This is a genomic window from Borrelia anserina Es, from assembly GCF_001936255.1.
GTDB lineage: Bacteria > Spirochaetota > Spirochaetia > Borreliales > Borreliaceae > Borrelia > Borrelia anserina.
This window is the reverse complement of sequence record NZ_CP013704.1, coordinates 46,525-59,206: the sequence shown is the minus strand read 5'-3', so window position 1 is coordinate 59,206 and position 12,682 is coordinate 46,525. Positions and strand designations below refer to the sequence as shown.

Here is a 12,682-nt window from a genome sequence, read left to right as displayed (position 1 = left end):
ATTTTATGGAGATAGTTTTTTATCCTGATGATTTGCTGCGGATAAACGCAAATCCAGTTTTAAATATTGATGATGAACTTAGAAAGACTGTTTTTGAGATGGTAGATTTGATGGATCTTAATAATGGTGTTGGGTTGGCGGCGCCTCAAGTAGGTCTTGATTTGTCTCTTTTTGTAGTTAGAGAAAATGTAATGGCACAGCCTTTAGTTTTTGTTAATCCTTTAATAACAGAAACTTCTTTTGAGCTTTCTGTTTATAGAGAAGGTTGTTTAAGTATTCCTGGGGTTTATTATGATCTCTCTAGGCCAAAATCTATTGTAGTTGAGGCTTATAATGAGAATGGTAAGTTTTTCAAGATTGAGAATTCAAGTTTTTTAGCCAGAATTGTTCAGCATGAGATGGACCATTTAAAAGGCGTGCTTTTTATTGACTATTATGAGGATCAACTTAGGAATAAATTGTTAAGTCCTTATATGAAAAAAAGGAGGGTTGTTAAATTGTGAAAATTTTTTTTGCAAGTTCTGATAGTATTGCTTTGGAAGTTTTAAGGAAAGTAGCAGAGCAATATAATGTAGTTGGTGTGCTGACTGCTCCTGATAAGCCTAGTGGTCGTGGTCTCTTGTTAAGAGCCAATGACATTAAGGTTTATGCTATGAATAGAAATATTACTGTTCTAGATCCTGTTTCACTTAATGCTGATGTAATAGCAATGGTTAAGGGATTAAATCCTGATCTTATGTTGGTTTTTTCTTATGGAAAGATATTTAAGCAAGAATTTTTGGATATTTTTCCGATGGGTTGTGTTAATGTACATCCCTCTCTTTTACCAAAATATAGGGGACCTTCTCCTATTCAAACTGCCATTTTAAATGGTGATGTTGTTAGTGGGATTACTGTTCAAAAAATGGGCTTAGAGATGGATAGTGGCAACATCTTAGCACAAAGTCAGTTTGCAATAAGGAGTTATAATACAAGTTCTGATATTTTTAAATATGTTTCTTTAAATAGTTTTAATCTTGTTTTAGAAGCTTTAAGTAAGTTAAGTAAAGGAAATATTGGAATTGCTCAGGATTTGAGTCAGGTCACATATTGTTCTTTTTTAAATAAGCAATATAGGATCCTTGATTTTAGTTTGAGTGCTTTTGAGATTAAGAATAGGATTAATGCGTGCAATCCGTGGCCATTGGCAAGAGCTAAGCTTGATGGAGTTGAAATTATTTTTCATAGAGCTGATTTTATAAATAGTAATGATTATAGAGATCAAGCGATAGGCAAGATTGTTTCTTTTGAGCCTGATAGGGGTATTTTAGTAAATACGGGAGATGGAATTTTATTGCTCTTAGAACTTCAAAGGGCTGGTAGAAAGGTTATGGATTATAAATCTTTTTATAATGGAAATAGAGATTTGATAGGTAAAATTTTTTCTTAAGTCTTGTATGTAAGGAGATAGTGTAATATTGAGTGATAATAAACCACATAGTAAGTTGTTTTTAGATAGTAAAAATCTAAATAGTAGTAGTAATTTGTATGGACATAATGAAAATTTTGATGGCAAGGTTCTCATTTTGCCTAAACATGTGACTAAAGGTTTAGTACTGACTATTTTTGGTTCTTTAGTTATTTCGTGTGCGATATTTTTTATATTCTTAGAAAGTAATGATATTGTTGTTGTTCCAAATCTTAGTGGATTTTATCTTGAGGATGCAATTGCTGAGCTTCAAAATAAAGAACTTATTCCTTATGTTGAGCTTAAATTTTCATCAACTTCTCTTGATAAAGGGAAAGTAATAGATCAAAATCCTAAGTCAGGTACTGTTTTAAGACTTGATAGTAAGGTTAAGCTTTTTGTTAGTAAAGGAGCTGTGATCAATAAGGTTGACAATTTTATTGGGAAGAATGTTGATGATGTGATGGTTAATTTAGAAGCCAATTCAATTAACAATAATAGAATGCTTTATCATTTGTTAAAACCCATTGAAGTTGAGAGTATGCTTCCAAAGGGTATAATAATCCGTCAAGAACCATCTCCAGGGACTAAGATTACAAGCTTAATAGATCTTCAGTTTTTAGTAAGCAAGGGTCAAGGAGAGGTTCCTATTAAGTATGTAAAAAATTATGTTGGGCTTTATTATAAAGATGCGATTATTTCTCTTTTAAATGATGAGATTGATTTTGATATAAATTTGTCAACTGGTAGTGATTTTGGGAGTGTTGTTTTTCAGTCTTTGTCTCCCGGTACTAAACTAGAAAGTGTAGATAAATTAATAATTACTATTAATGAACCAAGAATAAGTGATGCAGGTGTTTTTGGAATTTTGACTTATAAATTAGGTATGTATCCATCTAGTGTAGATATGATGGTTAAAGTGAAGAGTTCTAGTGGTAGTAGTTCTTTGCTTTATTCTTTTAAATCTAAGGGTGGAATTGTTAAATTGCCTTATGAGGCATTAAAAGGTTCGATAATTGAGCTTTATATTTATGATAAGCTTGTAAATCAAACAGTGATAAATTGAGTGCTAGGTTTATTTGCTTTATTAAATCATAAGTTATTCTTAATTATGACTTATATTTGGGTTCGTTCCTTTTAAAATGAATTTTGAAAGGAAAATGTTTGGTGATGCTGATCTATTTACAATTTAATATCTAGGAACTTAGCTTTTGGTTATTTGGGATATCTTAATAAGATGATGTATATTGTTTTGTTAAGATGTTCGAGATAAAAGATTTTACCTGGGTTTTGGTGTCTTTGAAAATATATTATTTACTATTCATTTTAGATGTGATAATAGTGGATGCTACGATTGTGGCTGTTTCTGTTCTTAAGATATTTGATGAGATATTATAGGCATTAAAGTTAAATTTCTTGATTAAGTTTATTTCTTTTGTTATGAAACCTCTCTCTGGTCCGATAATAACAACAGTATTTTTTGTTTGTATATTTAAGTCGACTAATTTGTTTGTGCTTTTTATATCAAGTAATATTTTTGTGGTATTAGAGCTATTGTATTCTATATTGTTTAGTACTTCTGTTATATTATTAAAGATGTTTACTTTTGGTATGTAAGTAATTCCGCCTTGCATAGCACCTTCTATTAGGTATTTTTCATATTCTTTTTCTTTAAAGAGCTTGGAACACGAATAGGATTTTTCGCTAAGTAGGGCATTAAAAAAGATAAGTTCAGATATTCCTATGCTTCCAAGGTGTGAGATTATTCTTTTTGCTGCAATTGGGCGCACTAAACCGATTATTACTTTTAATTTTTGTAACTTGTTTGACTTTGCTATTTTATGATTTTCTTTGAAAAAAAGTTTTATATCTTTTTTGTATACGCATGAGTAAATGTTTTCTTTCCCAAGAATACCAAATTTAAATGTTTCATTATTTTTAAGTTTTAATATTTCAGTAATGTGTTTTGTTCTTGAATCATTGAGCATGATTCCATTTTCAAATTCATCTGGTTTTATTAATATTAGGTTCATTTATATATCTAATCTCTTATTAATTATAATTATATTTTATTTATGTTATAATCAAAAATTAATTGATTTAGGAGAAAATATGGCAATTAGTTTGACTAAACAGGAATTTATTGATAAGGTTTTTGATTATGAGAATAATAAGAAGTGGGATTTTAGGGGTAAAAAGCCTGCGATAATTGATTTTTATGCTGATTGGTGTGGTCCATGTAAGATGCTTGCTCCGATTTATGATGAACTTTCAAAAAAATATGGAGATAAGATTGATTTTTATAAAGTTGATACTGATAAGGAACAAGAGGTTTCTATAGCACTTGGTGTACGGAGTCTTCCTACTATTATTTTTATTCCTGTTGAAGGAAAGCCAAAGATTTCTGTTGGTTTTATTCAACAGGACTCTTTTGAAGATGCAATTAAAGATTTGTTTAAAGTTTAGTATTTGTAATAAGTTTTAATAGAAAATTGAAATCTTGTCTATTTGTGTAATATTCTTTTTAAGTTATAATTGTCCTAGGATATAGTGAATTGTTAAAAGAAGAGTTAAACTTATGGGCAGAGGATATTGAATTTGAACATTGGGATTCTTATCGTGATTTTATTTTATCTGTTCTAAGTTTTCTTTGTATCGAAGAATATGAGCTTTCTGTTATCCTATGTAACAATGAATACATCCAAAATTTGAATTGTGAATTTAGACAAAAAGCTGAGCCTACTGATGTTCTTTCTTTTAATTATCTTGAAGAAAATGGACAAATAAATCATAAAATACAAGGTGATCTTATAATATCTCTTGAATACTTAAAGTTTAGCTCTTTGGAATTTAATGTTGAAATGTATGATGAGCTTCAAAGAAATACTATACATGGTATTTTACATTTAATAGGGTATAATCATGAGACAAATGATTTTCAAAGTGAGGAGATGTTAATTGTTCAAGAAAGAGTTTTAAGAGAAACTAAAAGGATATTTTAATGTTCAAATTTTTGAATTTTAAAAATAAGAGGATAAAGGATATTGAGTATAAAAATATTGAGGAAAAATCAAAATTTGAAACATCTTTGCTTAAGAATTTCAATTCTCTTAAAGAAACAATTGTTAAAGAAATTATGATTCCAAGAATAAGTGTGGTTTTTGTTGATTATTCTGGAAGTAAAGATGAAATTTTAAAGGTTGTAACATCTAGCAATCATTCACGATTTCCCGTTTATAGAGAGACAATAGATGATATTATTGGGATAATTCATACGAAAGATATACTTTTGCATATGTGTAAGAAAGATTTTTATGAAATAGATTTAAGAGATATTATGCGAAAGGTTATGTTCGTTCCTGAGAGTAAAAAGATTGATTCACTTTTAAAGGAATTTCAAGAAAATCATGTTCATATTGCTATTGTAGTTGATGAATATGGGGGGGTTTCAGGTCTTGTTACACTTGAAGATATCCTTGAAGAGATTGTAGGAGATATTCAAGATGAGTTTGATAATGAACTTGATGAAATAGAACCTCTTGATGATGGAGGTTATCTTTGTACTGCTAGGGTTTTAATTGAAGATTTAAATGAAAAGCTTGGGTTGAGTCTTCCAGATGGGGATTTTGATACTCTTGGAGGATTTGTTTACGATTTATTTGGAAGAATTCCTTTGAAAAATGAGAAGATAGAATATAATAATTTAATATTTACCATTAAAAATATGCATCAAAGGAACATTAAAGTAATAAAAATTTCCCAGAAGGAAGATTTATGAATTTAAAGAGATTTTTGACAATGCTTTTTATTTTTAATTTAAATTTTGGGAGTTTGATGGGCGCCACTACAACTGCAATCGAGTATTATCAAAAGGCACAAGCATATTATCTTATGCAAAGGTATTATGATGCTATTGACGAGCTTCTTGAAGCTGTTAGGATTAATCCTAATTATTATGAGGCATATAAGTTTATTGCAGAAATTTATTATCTATTAAAGATATATGATCAAGCTCAGTTTTTTATAGAGAAAGCGTATAAAATGTCAAATGATGATACTGAGTATAAAATTCTTTATGCAAATATATTGCTTAAAAATAATGTAACAGTACAGGCTAAGAAATTTTATTCGGAAGTTTTAGTTAAGCAAAAAAACAATGTTGATGCTTTAGTGGGGCTTGCTTCAATCTTTGAGAAAGAAGGTTTACTTATTGCAGCTGCCAATTATTATCTATCTGTTCTTGAGTATAATCAGACAAATTATAATGCATTTGAGCGTCTTATGAACATTTATGAAAAATTGAATATGAATGATAAGGCTCAACATTTAATAAACAAAGTGAGAAGTAACTTTACTTCTTTGCCAGATTTTCATAAACGGGTAGCAGAATTTTCTATTAAGACGAATAGTTTGGGAATTGCTGAGAAATATGCTCAAAATTATTTAATGTTAGTGAAAACTACTTATAGAGATTTTGGACTTGTTGATGCTTACCATTTACTTGCTCTTGTATATTTATATCAGTCTAAATATGAGGATGCGACTGATGTTCTTCAAAAGGCAATACTTGTTGATCAAAATTCCGATGAACTTTATTACTTGCTTGGATATTCTTATTTGAAACTTGGAAAAGTTGATAAAGCCGTTTTAAACTTGGAAAGAGCTAAAAGTATGAAAAAGGATTTAGAATTTTATGATATAGCTCTTGAGGAGAGTTTTTTCGTATCTAATTTTAGGAGTTCATTTCGAAAGAATAGTACTAATGTAGAAATTTCTAAAAGGTATGAAAACGAAGGCCTTAAGGCTTTTAAAAATTTAAACTTAGAAAGAGCAGTATTTAATATAAGGAATGCTATTGATATTTATCCCGATAATGATAGTGCTAGGTTTTTACTTGCTAAAATTTACAAGTTTATGAAGTTGGATGTGATGGCTTATGAAGAGTTGTATTATTTGGTAGAGCAGAGGAAGGTTACAGATACTAAAATTTTGGATTTGTATGATGTGGTTGCATTTGATATTAGGCGTTCTTTATTTTTTAGGTATGGTTATAAGACTATTGGAGATTTAAATAAGCTTTATGATGATCAAACAGTTTATAGAGTAGGTATTTTTACTCAAAATGAAAATAAAGTTTTTGGTGCAAATGATTTAATTTTGAAATATGCTGAGAGGATACTTGATCGTAATTTAAATATAGAAGTAGTTAATTATAGATTTGATTATAATAAGGATAAAGATTATTTGGTAAGTAATTTTTCTGAAGAATTCTCTTATGCAAGAAATAATAATCTTGATTTATTTTTAATGTTCAATCTTGATGTAGATGTTTTTAAAAATTTGGCTAATTTAAGGGTAGATATTTTTTCAGGTAAAACGGGAATTAAAGTTAAGACTTTTGACTATAATTCGGGAGGAGTGCTATATCTAAGTGATATTTTAAGTTCCTTTTCTAGAGATTTTAATGATTATTTGCCTAAAAAGGGGGAAATTCTTCAAATTAAGAAAGATGATGTTCTCATTAACCTTGGTTATATAAATGATGTAAAAAAGGGAGATATATTTTTAGTTCTCAAAGAGGGAGCTTTGAATTATAATAGTGATAGTTCCAGTTTTATTAGTTATAGTAAGTCAGATATTCTTGGTGAAATTCTGATTGAAGAGATTGGTGATTACATTTCCAGGGGAGTTTTAAAAGCATCTGCACTTTTAAGAGATTATATTCAGGAAGGATATACTGTTTTTATAAAAAAATAGTTTGACACTTGTGATTAATTAATTTATTATTTAATAATTCTAGATCTCATAAATAATAGATGGAGGATTTGTATGAAGCTAGCTATTAATGGCTTTGGGCGTATAGGTAGAAATGTTTTTAAAATTGCTTTTGAAAGAGGAATTGAAGTTGTTGCGATAAATGACTTAACAGATCCTAAGACGCTTGCTCATCTTTTGAAATATGATTCAACTTTTGGAATATATAACAAAAAAGTCGAGGCAAGAGATGGAGCAATTGTAGTAGATGGAAGGGAAATAAAGATTATTGCTGAGCGTAATCCAAAAAATCTTCCTTGGGGTAAACTTGGAGTTGATGTTGTAATTGAATCGACAGGTGTGTTTTCATCAGCAACAAGTGATAGAGGTGGTTATCTTGATCATGTTGAACATGCTGGTGCTAAGAAGGTAATTTTGACAGTACCTGCTAAGGATGAGATTAAGACAATCGTACTTGGTGTAAATGATCATGAAATTACTTCTGATTTAAAAGCTGTTTCTAATGCTTCATGCACAACAAACTGTCTTGCACCTCTTGCAAAAGTTTTGCATGAAACTTTTGGTATTGAACAAGGACTTATGACTACTGTTCATGCTTATACAAATGATCAAAAAATCCTTGATCTACCACATTCTGATCTTAGACGAGCACGAGCTGGGGCTCTTTCGATTATTCCGACTTCAACAGGTGCTGCTAAGGCTGTGGGACTTGTTTTGCCTGAGCTTAAGGGTAAACTTAATGGTACCTCTATGAGAGTTCCTGTGCCAACAGGTTCTATTGTTGACCTTACAGTTCAGCTTAAGAAAAAGGATGTTACAAAAGAAGAGATCAATTCTGTGTTTAGGAAAGCATCACAATCTAGAGAGCTTAGTGGTATTTTAGGATATACAGAAGATCCAATAGTGTCTTCAGACATTAAGGGAAATTCTCATTCTTCGATAGTTGATGGTCTTGAAACGATGGTGTTATCAGATGGTTTTGTAAAAGTACTTTCATGGTATGATAATGAATTTGGGTATTCTACAAGAGTAGTTGACCTTGCACAAAAGTTAGTTAGATAAGAGCTAAAATAATCTTGAGGTAGTTATAAATGTCAATTAAAACAGTAAAGGATTTTAACTTTTCAGGTAAACGTGCTTTAGTAAGATGTGATTTTAATGTTCCCTTAAAAGAAGGGAACATTACTGATGATACTAGAATTAGGGCCGCATTACCTACAATAGAATATCTTAAGTCTCAAGGAGCTAAAGTTGTTCTTATGAGTCATTTGGGTAGGCCAAAAGGAGAGAAAAATCTTAAATATTCTCTTATGCCTGTTGCTAAAAAGTTATCAGTGCTATTGGGACAGGATGTTAAGATGCTCTCTGATTGTATAGGTGATGAGGTAACTACTGCTATTTCTTGCATGAAGAATGGAGATGTTGTTTTACTTGAAAATGTAAGGTTTTATAAAGAGGAAGAAGAAAACTGTGATATTTTTGCAAAGAAATTAGCTCAGAATGGTGATGTTTTTGTAAATGATGCTTTTGGAACTGCTCACAGAGCGCATGCTTCTACAGCGGGGCTTGCAGCTTATTTACCAGCTGTTGGTGGATTTTTAATGGAAAAGGAAGATGAATTTTTGGGTAAAATTTTAAAGAATCCTGAAAATCCATTTGTTTCAATAATTGGTGGTTCAAAAGTTTCTTCAAAAATTGCAGTATTGGAATCTCTTTTGTCAAAATCAGATGTGATGGTAATTGGTGGTGGAATGGCATATACCTTTTTAAAGGTGGAAGGGTATTCTATTGGAAAATCTCTTTTAGAGAGTGAATATATTGATGTGGCTGCATCTTTTTTAAAAAAGGCAAAAGAATTAGGTGTAAAAGTTATTTTGCCTATTGATCATGTGGTAGCAAGTGAGTTTAAGGAAAATTCTATTCCTGAATATGTTGATTCTGTTGATATCCCTGATGATAAGATTGGAATGGATATTGGTGAGAAGACTTTGAAAAAAATTGAGGAAGCTCTCATTAGTGCAAAAACTGTGATTTGGAATGGGCCTCTTGGAGTTTTTGAGTTTAGTGCTTTTTCTAAAGGCACAGCAAAGGTTGCAGAATTTATGGCTAATTGTTCTGGAATTACAGTTATTGGTGGAGGAGATTCAGTAGCTGCTGTAAATAAATTTAAGTTATCTGAGAAGATAACTCATGTTTCTACAGGGGGTGGTGCTTCTCTTGAATATCTTGAGGGAAAAATTTTACCAGGTATAAAAGTGTTGGAGAAATAGAATGAGAAAGATTTTTTTAGCGGGAAATTGGAAAATGCACTATACAAGTATAGAAGCTGCTGGTGTTGCTAAACAAATTGTAGATGGGGTGCGAAATATTAAAGATGATATTGTGGTTATGATAACACCTACGTTTACATCTCTTTATAAGGTTTCTGAAATTACTAAAGGAAGTAATGTTCTTCTTGGTGCGCAAAATATGTCTTATGAGGATAGTGGAGCAAGAACAAGTGAAATTTCACCTTCTATGCTTTTGGAATTTGGGGTTGATTATGTGATACTTGGTCATTCTGAATGTAGGACTTATCTTGGAGATACTGATGAAGTGGTAAATAAAAAGGTTCTTGCGGGACTTAAATATCCATTTAAATACTTGATCCTTTGTATTGGAGAAACTCTTGAGGAAAGGGAAAATAATAAGACTTTAGATATTGTTTTAAATCAGGTTAGAAGAGGATTGGATTCTGTATCTGAATCTGATCTTAAACGGATAATTTTAGCTTATGAACCTGTATGGGCAATTGGAACTGGAAAAACGGCAACAAAAGAAGAGGCACAGGAGGTTCACAGAGCAATTAGGCTTGAGATTGAAGCATTGTATTCAAGATCGGCAGCAGATAATATTATTATTCAGTATGGTGGTTCTGTTAATGTTTATAATATAGAGAGACTTATGGGAGAAGATGACATTGATGGAGCATTGATTGGTGGCGCATCTTTAAAGGCCGATTCATTTTTAAGTATAATTAATAAGGTGGCCAAATAGAGAGGTTGATTTTGGAGTTAATTAAGTTTTTAATATTTGTATTTTTTATTATTACTTCATTTATAATTATTTTGTTAGTGTTATTTCAAGATGACCAGGGTGATGGTATTGGAGGAGTATTTGGAGGTGGTAGTTCTTCTATTTTTGGAGCTAAGTCTTCAAGTGTTGCTATAAAAATTACATCATTTTTTATAATACTTTTTTTTATTTTTGTGATAGCATTATCTTTTATTAACACTAAACGAGTTGATGACAGTTTATTAAAAGATGTTAAGGTCAATGAAGAAGGTTCAACGTTTTGGGATGATGATTCAAATGAAAATAAAGTTATTAATGAAGAGATTTCAGATAAGGAAAAAAAATGATTTAAATTACCGTAGTTTGTTTGATATGTTAGTGAATATTAGATAAATCTATTGGAAATCTATGTGTGTTTTGTTGTGTTCTTTTAAATATTTTAAAGTTTCTCTAAAATGATTTGAACCTAGAAATCCATTATGTGCAGAATAGGGAGACGGGTGGCTTGTTTCGAGAATTAAATGCTTTGATTTATCTATTAATTCTTTCTTTCCTCTTGCAAAATTACCCCATAACATAAATACAACATTGTTTAGATTTTTTGAAATGATTTTTATTACTTCGTTTGTAAAAATTTCCCAACCAATATCTTTGTGAGATGATGGACGGCCTTCTTCTACTGTTAGTATTGAATTTAATAAAAATACACCTTGTGTTGCCCATCGTTTTAGGTCTCCATTTGGAATAGTTTTGATTTTTAAACTTCTCTCTATTTCCTTGAAAATGTTTTGTAGTGACGGCGGTATTTTGATATCTGAGTTAACAGAAAAGGCTAAGCCGTTAGCTTGTTTTCTTCCGTGATATGGATCTTGACCGAGTATTACTACTTTTATGTCTTTGAATGGTAAAGAATCAAATGCATTGAATATTAACCTTGGGGGTGGAAATATTTGATCCTTTTTGGTCTTATATTCTTTTTTGATAAAGTTTACAAGTCTTTTGAAATATCCTTTGCAAAATTCGTCTTTTAACATTTCTTTCCAAGACTTTTCAATCTTTACTTCCACCTTTAGTATTATATAAAAAATAATTTATTTTTTATATTTAAATTTGATTTTATTGTTTTTTTTATATAATATTATATTTCATGATCAATAACATATCTAAGAAAGTAGAAATTTTATCTAAATTTATTACTCAAAGGCGGCAAAAAAGAATAGATGAGGTGTTAGATAATCGTACAAATTATTTGACACTTGTACTTGAAGATATTTTTCAATCTCAAAATGCAAGTGCTACAATGCGTACAATTGAAATTTTGGGACTTAGTAATATTCATATTATTGAGGCTAATAATAAATATGTTTTAGATCCAGGTGTTGTTCTTGGAGCTTCAAAATGGATCAATATAATCAAATATAAATGTGTTAAGACTGCTTTTGATTGCCTGAAAAGTAATGGGTATAAATTAGTAGCTACATCCTTTGATAATAAAGCTATATCTCTTGAAGATTTTCCTATCGATACTAAAATGGCAATATTTTTTGGGACAGAATTAACAGGACTTAGTAATACGGTTTTAGAAAATGCTGATTTGCATTTAAAAATCCCAATGTATGGCTTTACGAAAAGCTATAATCTTTCTGTAGCTGTTGCAATAGTCTTTTATTTTTTGATTAGTCGTTTAAGAAAAAGTTCTATTAAGTACTTGTTAAATGAGGATGAGAAACTTATTTTGAAACTTGATTATTATAGGAAAATGGTAAAAGGATATCATGCTATTGAAGAATCCAAGTTTGTTTAACTTTTATAACATTTAAGAAGTAATAGATGAAAGTATCAATTACCATGATTACAATGGTAAAAATCCATGAGCTTTCTACCACATTGATGTTAGTTCCAAGGTATAATTGTGATATCGTATGCATTGAGATGTTAGCTAATACATAAGCTATAAATGAGGAGCATAATCTTGACACGTTATGATTTATCCATTTATTACTTATATTCTTCTTCTTGAGCGTAGAATATATTTTTATATTAACGTAATTACATAAAAATATAATATATGTTCCGGTGAAAATTATTGAAATATAGGAAATATTGTAGAACAATACTTTTAAGTGTATGTTAGAAGTGTCAAATTCGTTTTGTTGAAAATGTAATGTAAAATACGTCATGATTACAAAAGTTATATGAATAAACATATTTAATGTTATAGACTTTATTGCTAATTTATCATTGTATTTTTCTGTAATCAAATTTAATGAACAAAGAATTGAGAGGAATGTTATTCCTGATAGATTTATTTGATGTTCTAATATAAATACTTTTTTCAATATAATAAGATTTGAAAGTATTGTCATAATGATGTTAAAACAAAAAAGACCTGACTTTCCAAATAAG

15 protein-coding genes are annotated in these 12,682 nt (G+C 30.0%); 12 read left to right on the top strand and 3 right to left on the bottom strand.

The features are described 5' to 3' along the window. The first annotated feature begins 5 nt into the window (after window positions 1-5). The 3 genes from def (at window position 6) to N187_RS00305 (ending at window position 2,513) form a co-directional block, all read left to right on the top strand. Entirely contained in the window at window positions 6-503 is a 498-nt protein-coding gene (gene def, locus N187_RS00315) for a peptide deformylase (protein WP_025419298.1), read from the top strand. Then, window positions 500-1,429 (top strand): methionyl-tRNA formyltransferase, encoded by a 930-nt coding sequence (fmt, locus tag N187_RS00310; RefSeq protein ID WP_025419297.1) that lies wholly within the window; start codon window positions 500-502, stop codon window positions 1,427-1,429. The genes def and fmt overlap by 4 nt, the downstream gene beginning before the upstream one ends. A gap of 94 nt (window positions 1,430-1,523) precedes the next feature. Continuing rightward, window positions 1,524-2,513, top strand: coding sequence for a PASTA domain-containing protein (locus N187_RS00305; protein ID WP_038443463.1), 990 nt, complete (start codon window positions 1,524-1,526; stop codon window positions 2,511-2,513). Window positions 2,514-2,757: 244 nt separating this feature from the next. Here N187_RS00305 and N187_RS00300 read toward each other — a convergent pair whose 3' ends face one another. Continuing rightward, window positions 2,758-3,480, bottom strand: a complete 723-nt coding sequence (locus tag N187_RS00300; protein ID WP_025419295.1) for a 16S rRNA (uracil(1498)-N(3))-methyltransferase — start codon at window positions 3,478-3,480, stop codon at window positions 2,758-2,760. A 79-nt stretch (window positions 3,481-3,559) separates the two neighbouring features. On the opposite strand from N187_RS00300, the gene trxA reads away from it, so the two are divergent. From trxA to secG, 8 genes are all read left to right on the top strand, one after another. Next, window positions 3,560-3,913, top strand: a complete 354-nt coding sequence (gene trxA, locus N187_RS00295; protein WP_025419294.1) for a thioredoxin — start codon at window positions 3,560-3,562, stop codon at window positions 3,911-3,913. An 89-nt stretch (window positions 3,914-4,002) separates the two neighbouring features. Further along, window positions 4,003-4,449 (top strand): rRNA maturation RNase YbeY, encoded by a 447-nt coding sequence (ybeY, locus tag N187_RS00290; RefSeq protein WP_025419293.1) that lies wholly within the window; start codon window positions 4,003-4,005, stop codon window positions 4,447-4,449. Next, window positions 4,449-5,225 carry a hemolysin family protein gene (locus N187_RS00285; protein ID WP_025419292.1) on the top strand — a complete coding sequence of 259 codons (777 nt, stop codon included), beginning with the start codon at window positions 4,449-4,451 and terminating at the stop codon, window positions 5,223-5,225. Before ybeY ends, N187_RS00285 begins: the two co-directional genes overlap by 1 nt. Further along, window positions 5,222-7,204 carry a tetratricopeptide repeat protein gene (locus N187_RS00280; protein ID WP_025419291.1) on the top strand — a complete coding sequence of 661 codons (1,983 nt, stop codon included), beginning with the start codon at window positions 5,222-5,224 and terminating at the stop codon, window positions 7,202-7,204. Before N187_RS00285 ends, N187_RS00280 begins: the two co-directional genes overlap by 4 nt. A gap of 72 nt (window positions 7,205-7,276) precedes the next feature. Next, on the top strand, window positions 7,277-8,284 hold the full coding sequence (gene gap / locus N187_RS00275; protein ID WP_025419290.1) for a type I glyceraldehyde-3-phosphate dehydrogenase: 1,008 nt from the start codon (window positions 7,277-7,279) through the stop codon (window positions 8,282-8,284). A gap of 29 nt (window positions 8,285-8,313) precedes the next feature. Then, complete coding sequence (locus N187_RS00270; protein WP_025419289.1) at window positions 8,314-9,492, top strand: phosphoglycerate kinase; 1,179 nt, start codon at window positions 8,314-8,316, stop codon at window positions 9,490-9,492. Between the two features lies 1 nt (window position 9,493). After that, window positions 9,494-10,258 (top strand): triose-phosphate isomerase, encoded by a 765-nt coding sequence (gene tpiA, locus N187_RS00265; protein WP_025419288.1) that lies wholly within the window; start codon window positions 9,494-9,496, stop codon window positions 10,256-10,258. Between the two features lie 11 nt (window positions 10,259-10,269). Next, window positions 10,270-10,623: a preprotein translocase subunit SecG gene (gene secG, locus N187_RS00260; protein WP_025419287.1), complete on the top strand. Its 354-nt coding sequence runs from the start codon at window positions 10,270-10,272 to the stop codon at window positions 10,621-10,623. Between the two features lie 48 nt (window positions 10,624-10,671). Here the strand turns inward: secG and ung are convergent, their stop codons facing one another. After that, window positions 10,672-11,343, bottom strand: a complete 672-nt coding sequence (ung, locus tag N187_RS00255; protein ID WP_025419286.1) for a uracil-DNA glycosylase — start codon at window positions 11,341-11,343, stop codon at window positions 10,672-10,674. Window positions 11,344-11,423: 80 nt separating this feature from the next. Between ung and N187_RS00250 the strand changes: the two genes are divergently transcribed. Further along, complete coding sequence (locus N187_RS00250) at window positions 11,424-12,080, top strand: TrmH family RNA methyltransferase (RefSeq protein WP_025419285.1); 657 nt, start codon at window positions 11,424-11,426, stop codon at window positions 12,078-12,080. Here N187_RS00250 and N187_RS00245 read toward each other — a convergent pair. Then, on the bottom strand, window positions 12,055-12,642 hold the full coding sequence (locus N187_RS00245; RefSeq protein ID WP_233275065.1) for a VUT family protein: 588 nt from the start codon (window positions 12,640-12,642) through the stop codon (window positions 12,055-12,057). The genes N187_RS00250 and N187_RS00245 overlap by 26 nt on opposite strands. Window positions 12,643-12,682: the final 40 nt, after the last annotated feature.

Excerpts from the sequence above, each read along its gene's own strand:
- N187_RS00250 (WP_025419285.1), top strand. The coding sequence starts at position 11,424 with ATGATCAATAACATATCTAAGAAAGTAGAAATTTTATCTAAATTTATT.
- N187_RS00245 (WP_233275065.1), bottom strand. The coding sequence starts at position 12,642 with ATGACAATACTTTCAAATCTTATTATATTGAAAAAAGTATTTATATTA.
- N187_RS00300 (WP_025419295.1), bottom strand. The coding sequence starts at position 3,480 with ATGAACCTAATATTAATAAAACCAGATGAATTTGAAAATGGAATCATG.
- def (WP_025419298.1), top strand. The coding sequence starts at position 6 with ATGGAGATAGTTTTTTATCCTGATGATTTGCTGCGGATAAACGCAAAT.
- trxA (WP_025419294.1), top strand. The coding sequence starts at position 3,560 with ATGGCAATTAGTTTGACTAAACAGGAATTTATTGATAAGGTTTTTGAT.
- N187_RS00270 (WP_025419289.1), top strand. The coding sequence starts at position 8,314 with ATGTCAATTAAAACAGTAAAGGATTTTAACTTTTCAGGTAAACGTGCT.
- N187_RS00280 (WP_025419291.1), top strand. The coding sequence starts at position 5,222 with ATGAATTTAAAGAGATTTTTGACAATGCTTTTTATTTTTAATTTAAAT.
- N187_RS00285 (WP_025419292.1), top strand. The coding sequence starts at position 4,449 with ATGTTCAAATTTTTGAATTTTAAAAATAAGAGGATAAAGGATATTGAG.
- tpiA (WP_025419288.1), top strand. The coding sequence starts at position 9,494 with ATGAGAAAGATTTTTTTAGCGGGAAATTGGAAAATGCACTATACAAGT.
- gap (WP_025419290.1), top strand. The coding sequence starts at position 7,277 with ATGAAGCTAGCTATTAATGGCTTTGGGCGTATAGGTAGAAATGTTTTT.